This is a genomic window from Streptomyces showdoensis (assembly GCF_039535475.1).
Lineage (GTDB): Bacteria > Actinomycetota > Actinomycetes > Streptomycetales > Streptomycetaceae > Streptomyces > Streptomyces showdoensis.
The window spans coordinates 2,698,028-2,720,207 of sequence record NZ_BAAAXG010000026.1 but is presented as its reverse complement, the minus strand read 5'-3'; the positions used below and the strand labels follow the sequence as shown (position 1 = coordinate 2,720,207).

Sequence of the window (22,180 nt, the reverse complement as noted above, 5' to 3'; positions counted from 1 at the left end):
GGGCGTCAGCGGGCGGCCTGCGGGCCCGTGACGCGGACCGTCCAGACGCCCGCCTTCGACCGGTCGGCGACCTCCACCCGGACGCCCGTCCCCGGCACCGTGAAGGACTCCCCCTCCGCCAGCGGGGCGTCCGCGAGCGGCGGGTAGACCGAGCGGTCCCAGCAGGCCTCGGTGTCCGGGTGGGTGTCCACGACCTCGACCGGCCCGTCGCCGGAGGCCGCCTCGTTGCGGACCCGGTAGACGAGCACGCCCTCGGTGCAGGTGTCCCGGTCGTTGCCGGTCGCCGCGCGGGCCTCGATCGCGAGGACGCTGTCCTCACCGGTGCGGACGACCGCGAGCCGGGTCCCGACCGTGCCGCCGGCGACGGGGGCCGAGGCCACCGGCTCCAGGCTCACCGTGCGGGTGCCGGGGCCGCGGACACAGGCCACCTGGGAGCGGTCGAGCCAGCCCAGCTTCCACTTGTGCCAGGCGAAGAGGTCCGGGGCGAGCCCGAACTGGCTGCCCATGACGTCCCAGTCGCCCACGAAGGTGTCCCAGTCGCCCTTGCCGTCCACCGGCCGGTGGTAGAGGTCGGGCAGGTCGAAGACGTGCCCGGTCTCGTGCGCCAGCACGTTCCGGTCCGGCGGGTGGCGCTCGAAGACCGTGACGACCCGCTTGATCTCCGTCCCGTCGACCTCCAGCGGGTGTTCCAGGTTGACCACCTTGGTGGCGTCCGAGTCCACCCCGGGCGCGTCCGGGTCGGCGACCAGGTAGACGACGTCGTAGCGGGAGAAGTCGACGGAGTCGTCGGCCGCACGGACCGCGTCGCGCAGATAGGCCGCGCGGTGCTCGGCGTCCCAGTCCCGCCGTATCGCGTAGGCGGAGGAGTCCCGCGGCATCCGGGTCCAGGCGGTCTGGGCGTGGGTGCGCAGGCGGAAGCGCCCGTAGGAGGCGCGGTCGAAGAACTCGGCCGTGCCGGGGAAGTGGTCGGCGGCGAGCTCGGCCGGGCCGGTCAGGGGCTCGGAGTCCGGGAAGGACAGGAAGACCATGACCGCGTCGAGGGTCCGGGTGGGCCGCGGATAGGACCCGTTCCAGGTATCGAGGCCGAGCGAGTGATGCGCGGCGGTACGGGGCAGGGCGCAGGGCCCGGCCGAGGGCGCGGCGACGGCGGGACCCGCCACGAGGCCGGTCGTGGCGAGCGCCGCGAGGGAGGTGAAGGCCGCGGCCCCGGCGCGCAGGCGCGAACGTGGCGCTCCTCCGGGCACTCCCGCGGGTGCTCCCCCGGGTGGCTGCTGACCCCTCACGTGGACCTCCGGCTCCGGAATGCGCGACACCTCACCCACCTTGTGATGGTTTGCGGCGTTTCGCACCTTTCCGCTGCCCCGGTCGGGTGAGCGGGACCCGCCGGGTCGACGCGACACGGACGCGCAGCGGCTCACGGAAAGTCACATTCGGTCAGGGTGGCGTCGGCCCGTGTCAGACCCGAGCAGAAACGATCGGGCGAGGGCGTCGGGTGGGCAGCCTCACAAGCCGCGCGGGCCCCGCGCCGGGCCCGGGAGCTGGAATGGCGCCCCGGCCAGCCTCTATGATCGGCACACTTTCCTTGGCCGACCATTCCGACCACATCTGTACGGCCCGAACGCACTACGGGAGCGAGCGGTGAGCGGAACCCCCGAAGAACCGGTGCACCCGTCGGCGGAGCCCGTGCTCACGGAGCGTCACTCGTCCGAACTCCGGGACTGCTCCGCCGCCTTCCGCGCCGCCCGGCTCGCGATGGCCCTGGTCGACCAGGACGGCACCGTCGTCGCCGCCAACGACTCGCTCGGCACCCTGCTCGGCACCGAGCCCGCCGCGCTGCGCGAGCAGGCCGCCGCCGACCTCGTCGACCTCGCCTCCGACGGGCGCACCTGGCACGCGTACCGCGAGGTGCTGCGCGGCCGGCGCTCCCGCTTCCGCTGCACCCGCCGGCTCAAGCACCCGGACGGGCGCTCCCTGTGGGCCGAGGTGACGGTCGCCCCGGTCCCGGACAGCCCGCGGGTGCTGCTCTCGGTCGCCGACATCAGCGAGCGCCGCGAGCTCCAGGCGCGGCTGCGCCACCTCCAGATGCACGACCCGGTCACCCGGCTGCCCAACCGCGCCCTGTTCTTCGAGCGCCTCACCGCGGCCCTGGAGAGCGCCGCCCTGGACGCCCAGGACGGTGACCCGAGGGACCGGTCGTACGAGTCGTACCAGTCGTACGGGCATGGCGGAACAGGGCGGATCGGCATCTGCTACCTCGACCTGGACGGCTTCAAGGCGGTCAACGACACGCTCGGCCACCGGGTCGGCGACCGGCTGCTCGCCGCCGTCGCCGGGCGGCTCACCGAGTGCGCGGACCACTACGGCTACACCCGCAGCGGCGGCCACCTCGTCGCCCGGCTCGGCGGCGACGAGTTCGCCATCCTGGTGGAGGAGTCCACCGGCACCGAGCAGCTGGCCGACCTGGCCCAGGCCGTCCTGGCCTCGCTCCAGCGCCCGTTCGACCTGGCCGGGCAGCGGCTCTCGGTCTCCGCCTCCATCGGCGTGGTCGAGCGGACCGCCCACGGTTCGACCGCCACCTGCCTGATGCAGGCCGCCGACACCACGCTGTACTGGGCCAAGGCCGACGGAAAGAGCCGCTGGACCCTCTTCGACCCCGAGCGCAACGCCCACCGGATGACCCGGCAGGCGCTCAGCTCCACCCTGCGCCCGGCCGTGGAGCGCGGGGAGTTCGCGCTGGAGTACCAGCCGCTCGTGGACCTCGTCGACGGGGCGGTGCGCGGGGTCGAGGCGCTGGTGCGCTGGAACCACCCGCAGTTCGGCACGCTGGCGCCGAATCGGTTCGTCGGGATCGCCGAGGAGGACGGCTCGATCGTCGAGCTCGGCCGCTGGGTGCTGCACACCGCCTGCCGCCAGGCCCGGCAGTGGCAGAAGGACCACCCCGGCGACCGGCCGATCTTCGTCAGCGTCAACGTGGCCGTGCGCCAGGTGTGGGACTCGGACCTGGTGGCCGATGTCGCCGGCATCCTCGCCGAGACCGGGCTCGCCCCGCACCTGCTCCAGCTGGAGCTCACCGAGTCCGCGGTGATGGGCTCGGCCGGCCGGCCCCTCCAGGCGCTGCAGGCGCTGAGCGACATGGGCGTGCGGATCGCCATCGACGACTTCGGCACCGGCTACTCGAACCTGGCCTATCTGAGCCGACTGCCCGTCTCGGTGCTGAAGCTGGACGGCTCCTTCGTCCGCGGCTTCCAGGACGAGGAGCACGCCAATCCGGCGGACGAGCTCATCGTGGAGGCGCTGGTGCAGCTCGCCCACCGGCTGGGGCTCACCGTCACCGCCGAGTGCGTGGAGACCTCGGGGCAGGCCACCCGGCTGCGCCGGATCGGCTGCGACACCGGGCAGGGCTGGCTGTACTCGCGGCCGGTGGCCCCGGACCGCATCGCGAAGCTGATCGGGGTCGCGCCGCTGCCCGTCTGAGCGGGCGGCGGGGACGCGCCCCGCCCCGGGTCCGGGCATGGAACTGCCCCCGGCCGGAGGGACATTCCGGGCGGGGGCAGTGGTTCATGCGGTGGAGCGAGGGGTCGGTGCGGGTTCAGCGGGGGTGCGGCGGGACCTGGTCAGCAGGCGCCCTGGTCCTTCCACACGCCCCACTCGCCGGTCGTGCCCGGCTCCTCGTTCTGGGTCCACCACTGGGCCTTCCAGGTGCGGCCCTTGTGGGAGACCGTCGAGCCACCGGTGTAGACCGTGCCGGCCACGTACGCCGGGGCGGTGCAGCCCGTGGGCGGCGTCGTCGGCGGGGTGGTGGGCGGCGTGGTCGGAGGGGTGGTCGGCGGCGTCGTGGGCGGGGTGGTCGGCGGCGTCGTGGGCGGCGTCGTCGGGGAGGTCGGCGAGGAGCCGACGGCCGTCACGATCTGGTTGAAGAGCGTGGCGTTGGCGTCGAGGCCGAGCAGCGAGTACATCATCGCGCCGGCGAGACCGCGCTGGTGGGCGTAGTCGGCGCGGGCCTGGATGGTGCGCTGGTCGAGACCGGTGAAGAACTCGCCGTCCTTGTAGAAGTAGGCGGACTTCGCCTGGTCGTCCCAGAAGGTGGTGGCGGGGTTGTCGACGATGCCGCCGAGCTCCTTGTAGTGCGCGATGCCGGGCTGCTGGCTCAGCGGACGGGCACCGGAGGCGCCGGTGGCGGGCTGGGCGAGGCCGTTGGCGGTGCCGGCGGGGACGCCCTTCCAGCCGCGGTAGTAGAACTCGTAGCCCAGGGTCAGCTTGCCGGCCGGGAAGCCGCCGGTGATGCCGTAGGCGGGCTTGCCGTCGATCCAGGAGTCGATGGCGTTGTCGATCGAGTACTTCTCGGTGCCCGGCTTGATCGCGTCGGTCGGGTCGTTGGTCCCGGAGTAGAGCGGGGACTGGTGGTACGTCGGCCCGTCGCCGTCCCAGGCGCCGTGCATGTCGTACGTCATGATGTTCGCGTAGTCGAGGTACGCGCCGATCTTGTCCGTCTCGATGTTCTTGATCTTGTCCTGGCCGGCCGGCAGGGCGGCGGTCAGCAGGTACTTCTTGCCGCCGTGGGCGGCGCCGTACTCGTCGAGCTGCTTGCGGAACTCGGCGAGCAGGAGGGTGAAGTTCTGCTTGTCCTCGGGGGCGTAGTGGTTGCCGAGGTGGCCGTCGGCCGAGCCCGGGTACTCCCAGTCGATGTCGATGCCGTCGAAGATGCCGGCCGCGGTGCCGGGGCCGCCGAAGCCGCCCTCGACCGGGAGGTCGCCCTGGATGTACTGCTTGATGCAGGAGGCGACCAGCTTCTTGCGGCTCGCGTCCGTCTTGGCCGCGTCCGAGAAGTACTTGGAGTAGGTCCAGCCGCCCAGCGAGATGTTGATCTTCAGGTTGGGGTGCTTCGCCTTCAGTTCCTTGAACTGGTTGAAGACGCCCACGATCGGCTGGTCCCACTTGTCGGCCACGCCATCGACGCTGTCCGCGGCCGAGAAGGACTTCTGGTAGTCGGCGTACGAGTCGCCCGCGCCGTCACCGGCGTTGGGGTTGTTGTCGTCGCCCGCGGCCTTGTTGGCCTGGAAACAGGTGAGGTCGGTCGGGTGGATGTTCCCGAACGAGTAGTTGATGATGTCCAGTTTGGCCGCGATGCCCCGGGTGTCGAGGTGCTTGGGGTAGAACGCGTTTCCGTACACGCTCCACTGGTCGTAGTAGGCGATCTTCACGCCACCGGTCGACGGAGCGGAGGCGGCGCTGTCGGCGGCCTGTGCGGAACCGATGCCGACGGTGGCGGCGAGCGCGCCGGCGGCGAGGGCGGAGCTGAGAACTGCGGCGATCACTGGTCTGCGGGGGTGCACGTGCGGCCTCCGGTTGGGATGGCGGTACGGAAGTTGGAGCAGTGATATCCGGCGCATGAACAGTGCGTCAATGGTCTGAACCAGATTGAGGACTAGACCAATTGGCGAGAGAAAGCCCTCGTCAGGGCCTTCCGGAGGGCTCGCAGCACACAACGGAACCGCCCGCCACCACAGGTGACGAGCGGTTTAAGGTTCACTTAGGGATCGGCCGCCGGTTCGTTCAGGTCCGAACCAACGGCCTCGCGAAATCCAGGTTTTACTCCCCCGCGGCCGACGTCACCGGCGCCTCGGGGAGCACCGGAAGCCCGTACGCGTCGGCGATCAGCTCGTAGCTGCGCACCCGCGCGTCCCCGCCGTGGGCGTTGGCCGTGATCATCAGCTCGTCCGCGCCGGTCCGCTTCCCGAGCCCGTCGAGCCCCTCGCGCACCTCGTCCGCCGTGCCGTACACGATGTTCGCCAGCCAGGACTCGACGAACTCCCGCTCGGCCGCGGTGAAGGGGTACGCCTCCGCCTCCTCCGGCGTCGGAATGAGCCCCGGCCGGCCGGTGCGCAGCCGCAGCATCGACAGCGCGCCGGTCAGCACCTGGCGGCGGGCCTCCTTCGGGTCGTCGGCGGCGAGCGCGGCGACGCCGATCAGCGCGTACGGCGCGTCGAGCACCGCCGAGGGCCGGAAGGACTCCCGGTAGAGGTCGAGCGCGGGGATGGTGTTGTGCGCGGAGAAGTGGTGGGCGAACGCGAAGGGCAGACCGAGCGTTCCGGCCAGTCGCGCGCTGAAGCCGGAGGAGCCCAGCAGCCAGACCGGCGGCCGGCCCTTCGGCCCCTGCACCGGCCCCGGCACGGCGTGGATGCGGGCGTACGGGTGCCCGTCCGGGAAGTCGTCGTCGAGGAACCGGGTCAGCTCGGCGAGCTGCTGCGGGAAGTCCTCGGCGCCCTCGTTCAGGCGGTCGCTGCGGCGCAGCGCGGCCGCGGTGGCGCCGTCCGTGCCGGGCGCGCGCCCCAGCCCGAGGTCGATCCGGCCCGGGGCGAACGCCTCCAGGGTGCCGAACTGCTCGGCGATCACCAGCGGCGCGTGGTTGGGCAGCATCACGCCGCCGGAGCCGAGCCGGATGCGGCGGGTGTGGGCCGCGAGGTGGGCCAGGATCACGGCCGGCGAGGAGGAGGCGACCCCGGGCATGGAGTGGTGTTCGGCCACCCAGTGCCGGTGGAATCCGCGCCGCTCGGCCAGCCGGCTGATCTCGACGCTGGTCGCCAGGGCCTGGGTCGCGGTGCGCCCGCTGCCCACGGTCACGAGGTCCAGTACGGACAGCGGTACGGGCGCGGTGCCCCGCGCCTCTCCTCGAATCGCGTCGCTCACCGTGGGCGGCCTTCCTGCGCAGGGACGTCTGTACGGGGAGGCACAACAGGAGGCTGTCTCCGTTTATTCCGTCCCCGGCCGGCTCCACCCGCCCCCGGGCCCCCGGACCGAAAAAATCTTCACGTCCGGAACGCGCCGAACGCCCGTACGGAAACCCTCACGCACGGCCCTGACCTCAGCCTCTACCGCAGGGCTGTGACCCTGGCATATGCCAGAGTGGCGCGCCCCAGCGTACGGCCCCTGAGCACCGCATCAATCTCGCCAACAGCCGCCCCGTATCGGGCCCTTGGCGGCTATCGTGGTACGGAAGCTAGCGGTCACAACCTGGTAGGGGGAAACCGTGGCGCTGAAGCCCGAGCCCACCGCGCCGTTCCACTCGGTGCAATACGCGCTGCGCGTGCTGGAGACCGTCTCACGGCACGGTGGCGGCGTGTCGGACGTGCAGATCGCACGGGAGACCGGTCTGCCCGTCGCCCATCTGTCGTCCATGCTCCTGATGCTCAGGCGCGAGGGATACGTGGAGCAGGTCTCCGACGGCGCCTATGTGATCGGCGACTCCCTCGTCCTCCTCGGTTCCGGCCTGACCCGCCGCGAGGCCCTGGAGCTCAAGCTGCAGGAGACGCTGACCGAGCTGCGCGACTCGGTCGGCGCCGCCGTCTACATCAGCCGGTACATCGACGGCGAGGTGAAGATCACCCAGTTCACCGACGGCCCGCGCACCCCGAAGGTCAACGAGTGGGTCGACTTCCGCTCCGCGGCGCACGCCAGCGCGGTCGGCAAGTGCCTGCTGACCCAGCTCGACCTGAACGGGCGCCGCGACCACCTCTCCCGGCACAAGATCGCCCGGCTGACCTCCCGGACGATCACCAACGAGAAGGTGCTGTTCTCCAAGCTGGACAGCCAGCCGCCGACCGTCCCGGTGCTCGACCTCCAGGAGTACGCGGTGGGCACGGTCTGCGCCGCCGTCCCGCTGACGGCGGGCTCGGCCGTGGGCTGCCTCGCCCTCTCGCTGCCGATCGAGCACGCGCACCGGCTGCGCTCGGCGGCCGACACGCTGAACCGGCGGGCCGCGCCGGTGGTGCTGTCACTGGCGATCTGACCGGCTCGGGCGGCGCCGACGGAGACGGGTCCCGGGGGTGGACCCCGGGGCGGCTCCCGGGGTGGTCGGGAGCACCCCTCGGGACCAGGTAGTATTTTCTCTGTCAGCAGGCGCCGCTAGCTCAGTTGGTTAGAGCAGCTGACTCTTAATCAGCGGGTCCGGGGTTCGAGTCCCTGGCGGCGCACCGACAGAGGAAGCCCCTCGCGAAAGCGAGGGGCTTCCTTGTTTTCCGTCCGCCGGTCTCAGGCCTTCAGGTAGGCCAGCACCGCGAGGACCCGGCGGTGGGTGTCCTCCGCGGGCGGCAGGTCCAGCTTGGCGAGGATGTTGCCGATGTGCTTGCCGACCGCCGCCTCCGTGACGACCAGCCTGCGGGCGATCGCCCCGTTGGAGTGCCCCTCCGCCACCAGGCCCAGCACCTCCCGCTCCCTCGGCGTCAGCGCCGCCAGCGGATCGCGGTGCCGGCGCAACAGCTGCCGCACGACCTCCGGGTCGACGACCGTGCCGCCCTCGGCGACCCGGACGAGCGCGTCCAGGAACTCCTCGACCTGGCCGACCCGGTCCTTGAGCAGGTAGCCGACGCCCGTGCCGTCCCCCGCGTCGAGGAGGTCGGCGGCGTAGCTGCGCTGGACGTACTGGCTGAGCACCAGCACCGGCAGCCCCGGGCGCTCCGCCCGCAGCGCGACGGCCGCGCGCAGCCCCTCGTCCTGGAAGTCCGGCGGCATCCGTACGTCCGTGACGACGACGTCCGGATCGTGTGCGGCGACGGCGTCGCGCAGGGCCCCGGCGTCGCCGACGGCGGCGACCACCTCGTGGCCGAAACGCGCCAGCAGCCCGATCAGGCCCTCGCGGAGGAGGACGCTGTCCTCGGCGAGGACGATGCGGAGCGAACGCCGCACGGGATCTCCACTCGTAGAACGGTCGGCCCGCCGGGCGGGCTGGTGATCGAAAGTGTGCCATCGAGCACGGCGAGCCGGTCGGCGAGCCCGGTCAGCCCGCTCCCCCGGGCGGGATCGGCCCCGCCGCGCCCGTCGTCCTCGACGGTGAGCCGCAGCAGCCCGTCGGCGTGCCGGGCCGTCAGCCGGGCCCGGCCGGCACCGCTGTGCCGGGCGAGGTTGACGAGGGCCTCGCGGGCGGCGAAGTAGGCGGCGCTCTCGACGGCGCCGGGCAGCCGGGGAAAACCGGACCCGCGAGCACCGGCGCCCGCGCCCCCGTCTGCCGCGACCTCCAGCTCGACCGGGACCGTCGAGCGGTCCGCCGCGTCGGCCAGGGCCTCGGCGAGACCGTAGTCGGCGAGGACCTGCGGGTGGATGCCGTGGATCAGCTCGCGCAGCTCGGTCAGCACCAGCCCGGCCTCCTCGTGCGCCTTCGCCAGCTGCTCGGCGAGCGGCCCCGGCGGGGCGTCGTACCGGGCGAGCCCGAGGGTCATGGTGAGCGCCACCAGCCGTTGCTGGGCCCCGTCGTGGAGGTCCCGCTCGATCCGGCGCCGCTCGGCCTCGAAGGCGGCGGCGAGCCGGGCGCGGGAGGCGGTGACCTCGCCGATCCGGTCCCGCAGCTCGGCCTCGCGCGGGGCGAGCAGGGCCCGGGCGAGGGCGGCGCGGGCCCCGGCCAGGGCGGTGAGCGGGTAGAGCAGCAACGGCAGCAGGACCAGTCCGAGCAGGGCGGCGGCGAAGGCCTGCGGATACGAGGTGACCAGGTAGGCCTTGACCACCTTCGCCTCCTCCCCGCCGGCCGCCGCGAGCTGGACGGGCGCGCTCAGCAGGGCGGCGGGCAGACCGAGCCCGACGGCGAGCACGAGCAGGTCGAGCGGCCAGAGCACGGTGGCGGACAGCACGGCGTACGCGAGCTCCCGCCAGGTGGCCTGCTCCCGCGCCCGGACCCGCAGCCAGGCGGCGAGCCCGGGACCCTCGGGGACGCGGTGCGGGTCGGCGGCCGGGTCCCGCTCGACGAGCAGCAGCCGCCGGCGCTCCAGCCCGCCGAGCCCGACGCCGGCGAGCAGCAGCAGCGGCAGCCCCACGAGGAGGAGCGAGAACCCGACCAGCACGAGGAGGACGAGCAGGGCGAGCGCCCCGAGGGCCACGCCGGACGCCAGGTACGCGACGGCCCGCCACGGCCAGCCGGTCCGGAGGAATCGACGGGGCCGGGCCAGCGCCTGCCAGGGGGTACGGGGCTCCATGGGGCATCACGTTAGGCGGGGCTACGGGGGCGGGGCCATGGGCGCAGGGGGTGTGCGGGAGGTGGGGCTGGGCCTACCGTTCCCGGGGCTGCCCGGCTTCCGTGGCGGGCTGTCCGGGGAAGGGGTGCCCCCGCTCCGCGTACTCCGCGCGCAGGACCTCGCGGGCCTTCGGCGTCAGGGGTTCGTACGGGGCGGTGGGGGTGGGGCGCCACCAGGTGGGGTCGGGGGAGGCGAGGGCGGTGCGGCGGAGGGCCACGCGGTGGATCTTGTTGGTGGCGGTGAGGGGGAGCTCGGGGACCACGCGGACGAAGCGGGGCGGCATCTTCGTGCCGAGGTCCGACTGGGCCGCGAGGAAGTCGGCGAAGGCGGCCGGGTCGAAGGCGGCGCCGGGGCGCAGGGCCAGGGCGGCCATCACCTGGTCGCCGGCGGCCGGGTCGGGGACCGCGTACACGGCGACTCCGGCGGCGCGCTCCCAGCGGGCCAGGATGTTCTCGATCATCGCCGCGGCCAGGTTCTCGCTGTCGACGCGCAGCCGGTCGTCGGTGCGGCCCGCGAAGTAGAGGAAGCCGTCCGCGTCCCGGTAGAAGAGGTCACCGGTCCAGTACCAGCCGTCGCGGAGCCGGGCGGCCATCGCCTCGGGGTTGCGCCAGTAGCCCTCGAAGGGGTTGCGGCCGCGGTTGACCAGCTCGCCGACGGCCTCGTCGGCGTTGAGCAGGACCCCGGCCGGGGAGAAGCGGGCCGCGGGGCACTCGCGGCGGGTCTCCTGGTCGACCACGGCCAGGTCGTCGGCGGGGGCGGCCCGGCCGATCGCGCCGGGCGGCGTGTCCGGGGTCCGCTGGATCGCCGCGCCGCCCTCGGACGAGCCGTACCCCTCGACCAGCCGGGCCCCGTACCGCGCCTCGAAGCGGGCCGCGTCCACCGCGCCGGCCTCGGTGCCGAAGCCGAGCCGGAGGCTGTGGTCGCGGTCGTGCGGGGTCTCGGGAGTGGCGAGCAGGTACTGGACGGCCCGGCCGACGTAGGTGAAGTAGGTGGCGCCGAAGGCCCGGACGTCGGGGAGGAAGCGGGAGGCGGAGAAGCGGGCGCGCAGGGCGATCCCGGCCCCGGCGACGAGCGCGGGGGCCCAGTCGGCGATCACGGCGTTGCCGTGGAACATCGGCATGCAGATGTAGTGGGTGTCCTCGGCGCGTATCCCGAAGTGGGAGACGAGGGAGGCGCCGGCCGCGGCGAGCCGGCCCTGGGAGCAGACGGCGGCCTTCGGCGCCCCGGTGGAACCGGAGGTGAAGGAGAGCAGGAGGCGGCTGTCGGGGCCCACGGGCCGGACGGGGACGAGCTCGTCCGGGGCGGTGCCCTCGTAGGGGGCGAGGAGGGCCCGGTAGGCCTCGGTGTCGGTGACCAGGATGCGCAGGCCGGGGAGGGGGAGCCCGTCGAGGAGGGGCAGGTGGGCGCGCTGGGTGATCAGCACCCGGCAGTCGGTGTGCCGGATGTCGCGGGCGAGTTCGGCGCCGCGCCGGGTGGGGTTGATCCCGGCGACGGCGGCCCCCGCGAGGGCCGCCGCGCCGAGCCAGAGCGGGTACTCCGGTGTGTTGTCGAGCAGGAGGCCGAGGTGCGGCTCGCTCCCCGGCCGGTCGGGCATCAGCTCCGTGAGCAGCGCCGCGCGCGCGGCGGCGCCGGCGGCGACCTGGTGGTGGGTGAGGGTGGTGTGCTCGTCCCTCAGTCCGGTCCGGTGGTCGTCCCACTGGCGTCGTACGAGCTCCGCGACGGTCCCCATGGGGGCGGATGCTAACTGACACTACGTCAGAACTGAACGTCCGAGCACGCGTAGAAGGCGTTCCCGGTGTCGGCGATCGTCCACACGGCCAGGATGACGGCCTTGCCGCTCTTGCCCGCCGGGATGGTCCCGGAGTGCGAGAGCGTGGACGGCGGCTGCTGGTTGTTGTAGGGCACGACCAGGAAGGGCTGGGTGTCGAGGTCGGCCCTGGTGAGGGCCTTGGTCCCGGTCCAGCCGTTCTTGGTGATGTAGTAGCGGAAGTCCGTGGTCGCGTGGCGGGCCGTGAACTGCCAGCGGAAGGTGTAGCTCTGACCCGCGGTGACCTTGGTGGTGGGCCAGGCGCCGCCGCGGGGGTCGTCGAGCTGCGAGAAGCGGGAGTTCCCGCCGGCGCAGATCCTGCCGTCGGCGGGGCCCGCGGCCGGGAAGCCCTTGAGCCCCTCGACCGACTGCGGCTCCCACTGGATGTCGCCGCAGTTCTTCACGGTGCCGTTGGCACAGAGCTTCTGACGGCTGATCGGCGAGTCGGTGTAGCCATGGCTGCTCGCACTGCTGGTGGCGAAGAGCGAGGCGGCTGCGACGCCGAGCGCCACGGCCGCCACTCCTGTCTTTTTGCGCATGCTGTCGCTCCAGGAGAACGTGGGGGAGTTCTGTGGGTCGTGCTGCACGCGTGCGGTGACACTGATTCCGGTCTAGACCAAGTACCAAGGTATGGCCGGAAGTTGAGCATGTCCATACCAATGGGTGAGGGTCACGCACCCTCCCCCGGCGCCGTCCGGCCCGTGTAGAACGCCACCGTCAGGTCCTTCACCAGCGCCTTGCGCTCGTAGTCGTCCAGCTCCACCAGACCACGGGAGGTCAGCCGGTGGACCACGTCGTCCACCGCGTCCACGACCGAGGTCAGCACGCTGTCCCGGTGCTTCGCGTCGAGCGCCGCGATCCGGCGGCGCTGCATCGCGGCGGCGACCTCCGGGGCGTACTCGATCCGCGTCGGCTGCGCCGAGAACACATCGATCCCGACCGGCGCGCACTCCGCCGACAGCACCCTCGTCAGCGCCTCGCCGACCGCCTCCGCGTCGCGCAGCGTCGGCGCGTCCTCGTGGAACGCGTCGGCCGGGAGCTGCGACAGCACCCGGGCCATCGCCGCCTCGACCTGCTCCCGCAGGTACTCCTCGTGCCGGGCCACGCCCAGCGCGGCCCGGACCGTGTCCCGGATCCGCCACACCACCAGGACGACGACGTCCAGCGCCGTTCCCTTCGCGTCCACCGCGGGAAGCGGCTCGCTGCGCCAGTGCCGCAGGCGCACGTCCACGCGGCGGCGCTTGAGCAGCGGGCTCACCCAGAGCAGCCCCGTCCTGCGGACGGTGCCGCGGTAGTCGCCGAACAGCGTCAGGACCAGCGCGTAGCCGACCCGGCCGCGGCCGAGCCCGCCGAGGAAGAACAGGGCGACGACCACGCCGAGCGCGAGCAGCCCCCACTGGGCGAGCGGGATCCCGTGGTACGGGCGCGGGGGCAGCCGCAGCATCCGCGCGAGCTCCTCGGGCACGACCCCCGTCCACCACACGAGCGCCGCGCACCCCAGCAGCGCGAGCACCCCGCCGGCCACCCCGACCCAGCCCGGCAGCACCGGACCCGGCCGCTCGACCAGCTTCGGGTCGGCGGTCGGCGCGGGCCTCGCGGGGGTGCGGGCGGGTGCGGGGATCGCCCCCTTCCCCTTCTTCCGCACCGGCGCCTTCGGCTTCGGCACGGGCACGGTGGCGGGCCCGCCGTCATCGGCACCGTCGCCCCCGTTGCCCCCGCTCCCCTCCGGCTCCTCCCGGAACAGCAGGTGCACCGGGATGGACCCGGTGGTCTCGGTACCGATCACGTTGCGCCGACGGGTCGCGGCGGTACGCGCCGGGACGGCGGAGGCCGTCGCCTCCCCCTTGTCCGGGGCCGCGGCCCCCCGCACGGACGCGGCGACCGGCACGGCGACGGCGTTGACGCGCCCGCCGGCGATCCAGCCGAGGTCGACGGCGCCTTCGGCGGCGGGGGCGGGCCGAGCGGGCGCCTTGTCGGTGGTCGCCGCGGTGGCGGTGGCGGGGACGGGGCGGACGTGCACGGGCGGGGCGACGGAGGCGGCGGCGCTCCCGGCCCCTGCGGGCGCGGACGCGAGGCCCTGGCGGGGCGGCCCCTCGCGGCGGACCGCGGCGGGCGCGACGGGCGTCGCCGCCGGTGCCGAACCCGTGGCCGCGGGCGCGACGGGCTGGGCCGCCGAGAGCCCGACGCTGGGCAGGCCGGCGCGCGGGCCCGCCGCCGCGGGCGGGGAAAGCGGTGAACCGGGGGTCGCGGCCTCCCGCGCCGCGGCCCCGGCGGCCCGGTCCGGCTCGACCGCCTGCGGCGTGCCGGAACCGGCGGGCGCGCTCGGCGCCGACACCGTGGGGCGCGCGAGCCCGGGCCCGGGCTTCCGGTCCGGCTCCGGGGCTTCGGCCGCCGCCCGAGGCGAGTCGGCGGGCCCCGGCTTCGGCGGTGCGTCCCGTACGGCCGCGTCTCGGACAGGGCTCGTCGGCCCGGCCCCTTCGGACGGGCGGCCGGCGGCCGGCGCGGCGGCCCGGTCGCCGCGGGCCGGCACGGCGGAGCCGGTGACGCTCGCGGCGCGCGGCGCGGTGGTGGATGCCGTCGGCGTCCCGTCCACGACGGGCACGGCGGAGCCCGTGGCCGGCGCGGGAGCGGCCGGGCCCGCCGTCGCCGGCCCGGGTGCGGCGGCACCCGCCGGAACGGCCGGCCCCGCCGTCGTCGCTCCGGCCACGGCGGGGGCGGCGGAAGCGGTGGCCCCCGCCGATCCGGCCTGACCGGCCGTCGCCGAACCGGCCCCGGCGGCCGCAGCGGGACCGGCGGTCCCCGTCGGAGCGACCGGACCCGCCGTCGGCACTCCGGCCACGGCAGGCGCGGCGGAAGCGGTGGCCCCCGCCGATCCGGCCTGACCGGCCGTCGCCGAACCGGCCCCGGCGGCCGCAGCGGGACCGGCGGTCCCCGTCGGAGCGACCGGACCCGCCGTCGGCACTCCGGCCACGGCAGGCGCGGCGGGACCGGTGACGCCGGCCCCGGGGGCCGGGCCGGTCGCCGCCGGGCCGGCCGCTACCGGAGCAGTCCCATGCCCCGGACCGGCCGGACCCGCCGTCGGCGGTCCGGTGACGGCAGCGGCGGCACCCGCCACCGGCGTCGCCGGTCCTGGCGCGGCGGACGGGGCGGTGCCGGGGCCGGCCTCGGCCCGGGGCGGGGTGGTGGTGGAGGCCGCCGGCGGTCCCGCCGGGGAGGCCGTGGTGCTCGCCGGGCCGGTCGCGGCAGACGCCCCGGGGGTGGCCGGTGCCTCGGCGGGAGGTCCGGGCGTGCCCGGGGCGTCGGTGGCCTCCGCGGCCGGGGGCGCACCCGGGCCGTCGGGCACCGCCCCCTCCGCCCCCGGCGGCCCCGCGGGGCGTAGGCGGCCGTCGGTGAGGCGGCGGGCCGTCCGGGCCGCGTCTCGGGTGGCGGCCGGGCCGGAGTCCGGAGGGGTCGGGGTCGATGCCGTCATTCGGTCCACCTCATGTTCTCGGGGTCATCGGAACAAGCGCCGCCAGGTCTCCGGACCCGGGTAGCCGTCGGCCGCGCCGCCGCGCCAGCCCTGGGCCCGCTGGAAGGCCTCGACATTGCGACGGTCCGCCTCCGTCCACCGCGGACCGGGGCCGGACGCGTAGTGCTTGCCGAAGCCCCGCTTCATCAGTTGTTTGCCCAGCTTCTCCACATATGCGTTGGATTGGCCCGGACGGAAGTAGCCACGCCCGGGAAACCCGCTCGCAGTTGCGCTCGATCCGCCCGAACCACTCGAACCGCCGATGTCCTTGCCCTGTCCGGACACCAGCAGCGCCCAGGTCCGCGGGCCCGGCAGGCCGTCGGCCGCGGTGCCCTTCCACCCCTGGGCCAGCTGGAAGGCCTGGGTCGCCCGGCGGTCGGCCTCGCCCCAGCGGGGGCCGGGTCCCTGGGCGTAGTACTTCTTGGCGCCGCGCTGGACGAGGAGCTTCCCCAGCTGGGTGACGTACGTGTTGTTCGCGCCGGGGCCGAAGCGCGCGGTCCCGGGGTAGGGGGGCGCGCTCGTGCCCGAGCCGGCGCTCCCGCCGCCGCTGACGACGCCCTTGTAGCGGTAGGCGAGGTAGCGGTCGGAGTTCTCCCAGTACGCGAGCGGTGTCGCCTGCTTCCGCGTGCGCGGCTTGGTCTGCTCGTACGCGATGTAGGAGGTGTGGGTGTAGTCCGTCCATCCGCCGAAGATCGTCACGTGCGAGCCGCGCGTCGGGTTGGCGGGGTTGTGGAAGAGCAGGATGTCGCCGGGCTGGAGGTCGGCGCGGTCGATCCGGTCGGCGAAGCGGTCGAGGCTGCCGGTCCACTCGTTGCCGGGCAGGTTCCAGGCCATGGAGATGTAGCCGGAGCAGTCCTGGCGGTAGCCGTCTCCCCAGTACTTCTCCATCGAGTACGGGACCTGGTCCGCGACCCAGATCTTCGCGCGGTTGATGATCTCGGCGCGGGTCGTCTTGCGCAGGGAGGCGGTGGAGATCTGACTGGTCGTCGGGGTCGCGTCGGGGGACGGCGCGGAGCCGGGGCCGGGGGCGCCGTGCAGGGGTCCGGCGCCGCCCTGCGGGGTCTCGGGGCCGGGGCCCGTCCGGCCCGTCGTCGGAGCGGTGAGGACGGCGGGGTCCGCCGCCACGGTCCCGGGGCCGGCCGCGTCGGAGTCCGTGACCGTGTCCGCCATGCCCGTGCCCGCGCCGCCCAGGACCACCCCCGCCGCCGTCACCAGGACCAGCGCACGGCGGGCGCCGTGCGCGGCCGGGTGGCCGCCCGCCCGTACCGGCAGCCCCAGCGCGAGGTCGCGCCGCTGCCGGGCGCAGCCCGCGCAGCCGCAGTCCGACGCGGGTTCGATTTCTTCGAAGACCGGCACACTCATGCGTTCCCCTCCACACTCGTCAAGATCTTTTGGCGCTCCTGCACGGGCGCCAGTGTCTCAACTGTCTGGACAAATCGCATTTTGACGGATCGAAGGCTCAATACGACCATCCGACAGGCCGGGCGGGGCCGTAAATGGTCAAGAGCAGGGTCAGAGGTCCTGTAGAGTTATCTCTGTCAGCAGGCGCCGCTAGCTCAGTTGGTTAGAGCAGCTGACTCTTAATCAGCGGGTCCGGGGTTCGAGTCCCTGGCGGCGCACGCGAAGACCGAGGCGCTCACCGGATGGTGAGGGCCTCGGTCGTTTCCGTATGCCGGTCCGTCCGCGTATTCGGTCGCCGGAGTCTGGGCCCCGGGCCGACGCGGCCCCTACAGTGAGCGGAACCCCGACCTCCCGCGGCGGCGCCGGGCTCCTCCCGCGGCCCGTGAGCCCGCGGTCGAGGACCGGTCCGGCCGGCGGCCGGCGGGACCTGGTCCGCCGGCCGGTGCCCGGTCGGCGCCGGTCGGGTCGGCCGGTGTCACTCCTGGCCGCCCCGCACCGCCGTCAGGTACGCCGAGACGACGACGTTCGCGGTGTAGGCGCCGGCCGCGCGGTCGAAGGTGCCGCCGCAGGTGATCAGCCGCAGCTCGGCCCGGTCCGCCCGGCGCTGCCCGTACGCCTTCTTCGGGTCGAAGCCCTCCCGGTCCAGGACCTGGACGTCCTCGATCGTGAATTCCGCGACGCTTCCGTCCGAACGGGTCACGTCCACCGTGGCGCCAGGGCGGGCCGCGCTCAGGCCGTAGAAGACGGCGGGGCGGGTCTCGGTGTCGACGTGGCCGACGAGCAGCGCGGCCCCCGAGGCGCCGGGCCGGGTGCCGGACCCGTACCAGCCGACGGTCTGCGGCATCTCGAACGGCGGCGGGTCGATCGCCCCCGCCGCGTCGAGCCCGCGGGCCACGACGGGTGCGGTGATCCCGACCGAGGGGATCTCGACGCGGCGCGGCTCGGCGGGCGTCATCGGGGCGTGCGCCGGGGGCAGCGGGAGTCCGAGGGGGCGGCCGACGGCGGCGATGTCGCCGGTGGCGGGCGCGGGGACGGCGGGCCCGTCGGCGCCGTCCCGGCCCCAGAGCCACAGCCCGCACAGCAGCAGTGCCCAGGCCGCCCCGGTCAGCGCCCGCCCGGACGACACGCGCTCAGTCCGCGCCCGCGCCGCGGCGGCGGGCGCTGCGGAAGGCGACGGACACGGCGGCGACGGCGGCCAGGCCGAGCCCCAGGAGGGTGTACGGGGTACCCAGGCCGTCCTCGCCCGCGGTCTGCGCCACGCCGGGCGCCGCGGGGGCGGCGAAGGCGGCCGCGCCACCGCCGCCGGCCCGGACCGGGGCGATCGGGGACGGGTGGTGGGTGGGCTGGTGGGTCGGCTGTTCGTGGCGCTTGACGTGCACGGTGCCGACGTCGTGGTGGTCGTGGCCGTCACAGGTCACGCTGATCTTGTACGTGCCCTCGTCGAGACCCGACTTGAGGGTGGTGTCGCCGAACAGCGGGTTCTTCCCGCCGTCCCGGCCGGTGAGCTCGGCGTCCGCGACGAACGCCTGGGACTTGGCGGCGCCGGTGGTGCCCTTGCAGCCGGTCACGCGGACGTCGACGTCCGCCCCGGGCCGGGCGTCGGACGGGGTGACGGTGGCCTGGACCCCGTCATGGGCCAGGGCGGTGCCCGCCGTGGGCGCGAGCACCAGAACCAGAGCCGCGCCTGCGGCACGGAGAGCGATGGGACCTGAACGCATGGTGACCTCCTGATACTGGCAGGGTCACCCGGTTCGGCCCGTTCCGCATCCGCAGGGCGGCGGTCAGGGGACGCGCGTCCCGTCGGTCAGATGCGCTCGACGAGGTCCGCGATCGACTTGACGACCTTGGACGGGCGGAACGGGAAGCGGTCGATCTCCGCCTGACCGGTCAGGCCGGTCAGCACCAGGAAGGTCTGCATGCCCGCCTCCAGTCCGGCCAGGATGTCGGTGTCCATCCGGTCGCCGATCATCGCGCTGGACTCGGAGTGGGCGCCGATGGCGTTCAGGCCGGTGCGCATCATCAGCGGGTTCGGCTTGCCCGCGAAGTACGGCTCCTTGCCGGTGGCCTTGGTGATCAGCGCGGCGACCGACCCGGTGGCGGGCAGCGGGCCCTCCAGGGACGGGCCGGTCTCGTCCGGGTTGGTGCAGATGAAACGGGCGCCGGCGTTGATCAGCCGGACCGCCTTCGTCATGGCCTCGAAGGAGTACGTACGGGTCTCGCCGAGCACCACGTAGTCCGGGTCGTGGTCGGTGAGCACGTAGCCGATGTCGTGCAGCGCCGTGGTGAGGCCGGCCTCGCCGATGACGTACGCGGTGCCGCCGGGGCGCTGGTCGTCGAGGAACTTGGCGGTGGCGAGCGCCGAGGTCCAGATGTTCTCGACCGGGACCTCCAGGCCCATGCGGGCCAGGCGGGCGTGCAGGTCCCGGGCGGTGTAGATCGAGTTGTTGGTGAGGACCAGGAAGGGCTTCCCGGTGTCCCGCAGCTTCGTGATGAACGCGTCGGCGCCGGGGATGGGGACGCCCTCGTGGATGAGGACGCCGTCCATGTCGGTGAGCCAGGATTCGATCGGCTTGCGTTCTGCCATGGGTGCGGGACTCCTGCCGTACAAGACTTCCGGTGTACTGGGGGCGACGCGACAGCGCTGTGGCGACGCCCCCAGCCTAGGTCAGGATGCGGTGACCTTGACCCCGTCGATCACCCAGTACCAGTTGTTGGAGCCGGTGTAGCGGAAGCGGAAGCTCACGCTGCTCGCGCCGGACGGGACGGCGACCGTGACGGACTGGGGCTGCGAGATCACGTCCGCCGTGTAGCTCTTCACGACCGTCGGCGTGCCCCCGTTGAAGGAGGCCAGGATCTGGGCGGTCTGCGCGCCCTCCTGCCGGTAGAGGGTCGTGAAGTCCAGCGTCGCGCGGCTCGCCCCCGTGACCGCGTACGCCGGGGTGACGAGGGTCGAGTCGTAGCTGCCCGAGAAGCTCTTGTCGGCCCACTCGTCGGAGTCGGCGACGGCGAAGACGCCCCGGGCGCGCACGTTGAGCTCGCGGGACTGGTCGCGCTGGGAGCGGGACCAGAACTCGTCGGTGGCGAAGGCCCAGCCGCGCCACTCGGTCACCCCGCCGGTGCCCATGGCGTTGTTGATGACCGACCAGCCGCCGGGCGCGGTGTGGGTGAAGCCCAGGACGCCGGCGGGGATGCCGGTCTCGTCGACGCGGCCGGTGAGGGAGGGGTGGAGGGTGTCGAAGGGGTCGGCCGAGCGGTCCTGGACCGGCTTGCCGTCCAGGCCCCAGGAGGGGTCCGGGACGATGCCGAGCTGGCGGAAGACGGTGGCGGCGACGTCGACCAGCCGGGTGTCGACGGGGCGGGCGCCGGCCTCGATGCCGGGGCCCTGGGCGAGGACGAAGGTGCGCCGCTCCTCGATGCTGGAGCCGCCGTGGCCGCCGGCGTCGGTGTGTCCGTGGTCGGTGGCGACGATGACCGTCCAGCGCTCGGTGGCGTAGGCCGGCCGGGACCGGATCGCGGTGAGCAGGCGCCCGAGGTAGGCGTCCTGGACGTCGATGGCGTCCAGGTACGCCGGGCTGGCGGCCCCGTTGTTGTGCCCGATCTCGTCGGTCTCGCCGAAGTAGACGAAGAGCACGTCGGGGTTCTGGTTGCGGAGCACGTCCTCGGTGATCTCGGTGATCACGCGGTCGTTGACGGCGTAGTCGTTGTTGTAGACGACCTTGGCGTCGGCGCCGGGGGTGACCGTGCCGTAGGTGTCGAGCTCCGGCCAGTCGACTGCGGCGAAGAGCGAGAGCTCGGGGCGGACCTGGTGCAGGCGGGCGAGGAAGCCGGGGTAGGCGCCGTAGTTGCGGCCGGTGAAGGTGTTGTCCTTCACTCCGTGCTTGTCGGGCCACACGCCGGTGGAGATGGTGGACCAGCCGGGGCCGGAGGAGGTCGCGGCCATCGGGTTGGCGTAGAGCAGGGAGCGGCCGTAGGTGCCGTTCGCCATCAGGGACTTGAGGTTCGGGGCCTTGGCGGCGTCGATGCGGTCGTGCCGCAGGCCGTCCATGCCGACGAAGAGCACCTTGTCCTTGCTGGTGCCGTTCGGGAGCGTCGGGGCGGCGGACGCGGATGCGGCGGCCCGGGCGGTGGGGGCGGCGGCGAGGCCGGTGGCGGCGACGGCCGCGGTGGCGCCGGCGGCGGCGGCGAGCAGGGTGCGGCGCGTGGGGTTCGACGGGCTGGTCGAGGAGGTCGTGGCGGTGATCGGCATGTCGGGAGTCCTCCGTGGTCGGGGGTGACTGGCGGCACACCAACGCCCCTGATCCCTCAGGGGCGTTGCGCGATCTTGCTTTGGTCCGTACCCGTTATCTTTTCGCTATGCGGATACGGCGGGGAAGGGACGTGCGGTGAACTCTCAGCTGCCCGTGGCGGTCTTCCACGCGTCCACGTAGGCCGTGAGGTTCTCGTCGATGTCGGTCCAGTCCGGCTCGAAGACCTCGACGCCGTCCATCAGCTCGGCCAGCGCGACGGCGTTGGCGTCGGTGGGCTTGACGTCCTGGCGGGCCGGGAATCCGCCGCCGATGGCGCTGACCTCGCGCTGGGCCTGCTCGCCGAGCATGAAGTCGAGCAGCTTCCTGCCGTTGTCGCTGTGCGGGCCCTTGGCGACGAGCCCGGCGGCGTACGGCAGCGCGAAGGTGGTCGGCTTGCCGCCCTCCTTCGCCGGGAACCAGATGTCCAGGTTGGGCATGGTCCTGGCCTGGGCGAAGTTCATCTGGACGTCGCCGTTGGCGACCAGGATCTCGCCCTTGTCGACCTTCGGCGCCAGCTTCGAGGTGGAGGAGGACGGGCCGACGTTGTTGGCCTGGAGCTTCTTCAGGTAGGCCATGGCCGGCTCCTGGCCGCCGAAGTCGTGCAGGGCCTTGATGAGCACGGCGGTGCCGTCGCCCGCGACGCCCGGGGTGGAGTACTGGACCTTGTCCTTGTACTTCGCGTCGAGCAGCTCCTCCCAGGTCTTCGGGGCGGGGTTCGGCTCCTTCTTGTTGCGGATGAAGCCGAAGTAGTTGTTGACGACCGAGGTCCACTTGCCGTCGCTCGCCTTGTCGCCGCCGCCGACCTGGTCGGAGCCCTTCGGCCGGTACGCCTCGAGCAGCCCCTTGGAGTCGGCCTGCTGGATGAAGGGCGGGAGGGTGACGAGGACGTCGGCCTGGGTGTTGCTCTTCTCGCGGGCGGCGCGCTGCACCATCTCGCCGGAGCCGCCCTCGACGTACTTCACCTTGATGCCGGTCTGCTTCTCGAAGTCCTTGAAGACCTTGTCGTACCAGCCGTCGCCCGCCTCGCCCTTGAGGCCGTCGGCGCTGTAGACGGTGACGACCTTCTCGTCGGAGGCGGCCGAGGAGCCGCCGCAGGCGGTGAGGGTGGCGGCGAGGGCCAGGCAGCCGGTGACGGCGGCGATCGGCTTGACGTACGGGATCGGGGTAAGCATGACGTCGT

Annotated in this window: 16 protein-coding genes and 2 tRNA genes; 4 read left to right on the top strand and 14 right to left on the bottom strand. The window is 73.7% G+C overall.

Going from position 1 to position 22,180, the window contains the following annotated elements; genetic code table 11:
• Positions 1-5: 5 nt before the first annotated feature.
• Positions 6-1,283 carry a M6 family metalloprotease domain-containing protein gene (locus tag ABD981_RS25395; protein WP_046911214.1) on the bottom strand — a complete coding sequence of 426 codons (1,278 nt, stop codon included), beginning with the start codon at positions 1,281-1,283 and terminating at the stop codon, positions 6-8.
• A gap of 355 nt (positions 1,284-1,638) precedes the next feature.
• Here ABD981_RS25395 and ABD981_RS25390 point away from each other — a divergent pair, with 355 nt between their 5' ends.
• On the top strand, positions 1,639-3,474 hold the full coding sequence (locus ABD981_RS25390; RefSeq protein ID WP_123955086.1) for a putative bifunctional diguanylate cyclase/phosphodiesterase: 1,836 nt from the start codon (positions 1,639-1,641) through the stop codon (positions 3,472-3,474).
• 140 nt (positions 3,475-3,614) lie between these two features.
• On the opposite strand, the gene ABD981_RS25385 is transcribed toward ABD981_RS25390, so the two are convergent.
• Positions 3,615-5,333, bottom strand: coding sequence for a glycosyl hydrolase family 18 protein (locus tag ABD981_RS25385; RefSeq protein ID WP_046911207.1), 1,719 nt, complete (start codon positions 5,331-5,333; stop codon positions 3,615-3,617).
• Positions 5,334-5,589: 256 nt separating this feature from the next.
• A complete protein-coding gene (locus ABD981_RS25380; protein WP_046911208.1) occupies positions 5,590-6,687 on the bottom strand; it encodes an LLM class flavin-dependent oxidoreductase in 1,098 nt (365 codons plus the stop codon).
• A gap of 340 nt (positions 6,688-7,027) precedes the next feature.
• Between ABD981_RS25380 and ABD981_RS25375 the strand changes: the two genes are divergently transcribed.
• Together ABD981_RS25375 and ABD981_RS25370 are read left to right on the top strand one after the other, a co-directional pair.
• Positions 7,028-7,786 carry an IclR family transcriptional regulator gene (locus ABD981_RS25375; protein WP_345530389.1) on the top strand — a complete coding sequence of 253 codons (759 nt, stop codon included), beginning with the start codon at positions 7,028-7,030 and terminating at the stop codon, positions 7,784-7,786.
• A gap of 110 nt (positions 7,787-7,896) precedes the next feature.
• Positions 7,897-7,970 (top strand) — tRNA-Lys (locus ABD981_RS25370).
• A gap of 58 nt (positions 7,971-8,028) precedes the next feature.
• On the opposite strand, the gene ABD981_RS25365 is transcribed toward ABD981_RS25370, so the two are convergent.
• The 6 genes from ABD981_RS25365 to ABD981_RS25340 form a co-directional block, all read right to left on the bottom strand.
• Positions 8,029-8,682 carry a response regulator gene (locus tag ABD981_RS25365; RefSeq protein ID WP_046911210.1) on the bottom strand — a complete coding sequence of 218 codons (654 nt, stop codon included), beginning with the start codon at positions 8,680-8,682 and terminating at the stop codon, positions 8,029-8,031.
• Complete coding sequence (locus ABD981_RS25360; RefSeq protein ID WP_123955087.1) at positions 8,622-9,959, bottom strand: sensor histidine kinase; 1,338 nt, start codon at positions 9,957-9,959, stop codon at positions 8,622-8,624. Before ABD981_RS25360 ends, ABD981_RS25365 begins: the two co-directional genes overlap by 61 nt.
• A 73-nt stretch (positions 9,960-10,032) precedes the next feature.
• Entirely contained in the window at positions 10,033-11,727 is a 1,695-nt protein-coding gene (locus tag ABD981_RS25355; protein ID WP_046911211.1) for an AMP-binding protein, read from the bottom strand.
• A 26-nt stretch (positions 11,728-11,753) separates the two neighbouring features.
• Positions 11,754-12,344 carry a lytic polysaccharide monooxygenase auxiliary activity family 9 protein gene (locus tag ABD981_RS25350; protein ID WP_046911212.1) on the bottom strand — a complete coding sequence of 197 codons (591 nt, stop codon included), beginning with the start codon at positions 12,342-12,344 and terminating at the stop codon, positions 11,754-11,756.
• 131 nt (positions 12,345-12,475) lie between these two features.
• Positions 12,476-15,274 (bottom strand): SPFH domain-containing protein, encoded by a 2,799-nt coding sequence (locus ABD981_RS25345; protein ID WP_345530388.1) that lies wholly within the window; start codon positions 15,272-15,274, stop codon positions 12,476-12,478.
• 24 nt (positions 15,275-15,298) lie between these two features.
• A complete protein-coding gene (locus ABD981_RS25340) occupies positions 15,299-16,675 on the bottom strand; it encodes a peptidoglycan-binding protein (RefSeq protein WP_046912141.1) in 1,377 nt (458 codons plus the stop codon).
• 183 nt (positions 16,676-16,858) lie between these two features.
• Between ABD981_RS25340 and ABD981_RS25335 the strand changes: the two genes are divergently transcribed.
• Positions 16,859-16,932 (top strand) — tRNA-Lys (locus ABD981_RS25335).
• Between the two features lie 257 nt (positions 16,933-17,189).
• Here the strand turns inward: ABD981_RS25335 and ABD981_RS25330 are convergent.
• From ABD981_RS25330 to ABD981_RS25310, 5 genes are all read right to left on the bottom strand, one after another.
• Complete coding sequence (locus ABD981_RS25330) at positions 17,190-17,840, bottom strand: class F sortase (RefSeq protein WP_046912142.1); 651 nt, start codon at positions 17,838-17,840, stop codon at positions 17,190-17,192.
• Positions 17,841-17,844: 4 nt separating this feature from the next.
• A complete protein-coding gene (locus tag ABD981_RS25325; protein ID WP_046912143.1) occupies positions 17,845-18,432 on the bottom strand; it encodes a hypothetical protein in 588 nt (195 codons plus the stop codon).
• Positions 18,433-18,518: 86 nt separating this feature from the next.
• Entirely contained in the window at positions 18,519-19,298 is a 780-nt protein-coding gene (locus ABD981_RS25320) for an HAD-IIA family hydrolase (RefSeq protein ID WP_046912144.1), read from the bottom strand.
• Between the two features lie 81 nt (positions 19,299-19,379).
• Entirely contained in the window at positions 19,380-20,960 is a 1,581-nt protein-coding gene (locus tag ABD981_RS25315) for an alkaline phosphatase family protein (protein WP_046912145.1), read from the bottom strand.
• 144 nt (positions 20,961-21,104) lie between these two features.
• Positions 21,105-22,172 (bottom strand): 2-aminoethylphosphonate ABC transporter substrate-binding protein, encoded by a 1,068-nt coding sequence (locus ABD981_RS25310; protein ID WP_046912146.1) that lies wholly within the window; start codon positions 22,170-22,172, stop codon positions 21,105-21,107.
• Positions 22,173-22,180: the final 8 nt, after the last annotated feature.

Bases quoted from the DNA above. Each gene is read 5' to 3' on its own strand.
- ABD981_RS25310 (WP_046912146.1), bottom strand. From the start codon at position 22,172: ATGCTTACCCCGATCCCGTACGTCAAGCCGATCGCCGCCGTCACCGGC.
- ABD981_RS25315 (WP_046912145.1), bottom strand. From the start codon at position 20,960: ATGCCGATCACCGCCACGACCTCCTCGACCAGCCCGTCGAACCCCACG.
- ABD981_RS25355 (WP_046911211.1), bottom strand. From the start codon at position 11,727: ATGGGGACCGTCGCGGAGCTCGTACGACGCCAGTGGGACGACCACCGG.
- ABD981_RS25325 (WP_046912143.1), bottom strand. From the start codon at position 18,432: ATGCGTTCAGGTCCCATCGCTCTCCGTGCCGCAGGCGCGGCTCTGGTT.
- ABD981_RS25340 (WP_046912141.1), bottom strand. From the start codon at position 16,675: ATGAGTGTGCCGGTCTTCGAAGAAATCGAACCCGCGTCGGACTGCGGC.
- ABD981_RS25320 (WP_046912144.1), bottom strand. From the start codon at position 19,298: ATGGCAGAACGCAAGCCGATCGAATCCTGGCTCACCGACATGGACGGC.
- ABD981_RS25350 (WP_046911212.1), bottom strand. From the start codon at position 12,344: ATGCGCAAAAAGACAGGAGTGGCGGCCGTGGCGCTCGGCGTCGCAGCC.
- ABD981_RS25345 (WP_345530388.1), bottom strand. From the start codon at position 15,274: ATGACGGCATCGACCCCGACCCCTCCGGACTCCGGCCCGGCCGCCACC.
- ABD981_RS25360 (WP_123955087.1), bottom strand. From the start codon at position 9,959: ATGGAGCCCCGTACCCCCTGGCAGGCGCTGGCCCGGCCCCGTCGATTC.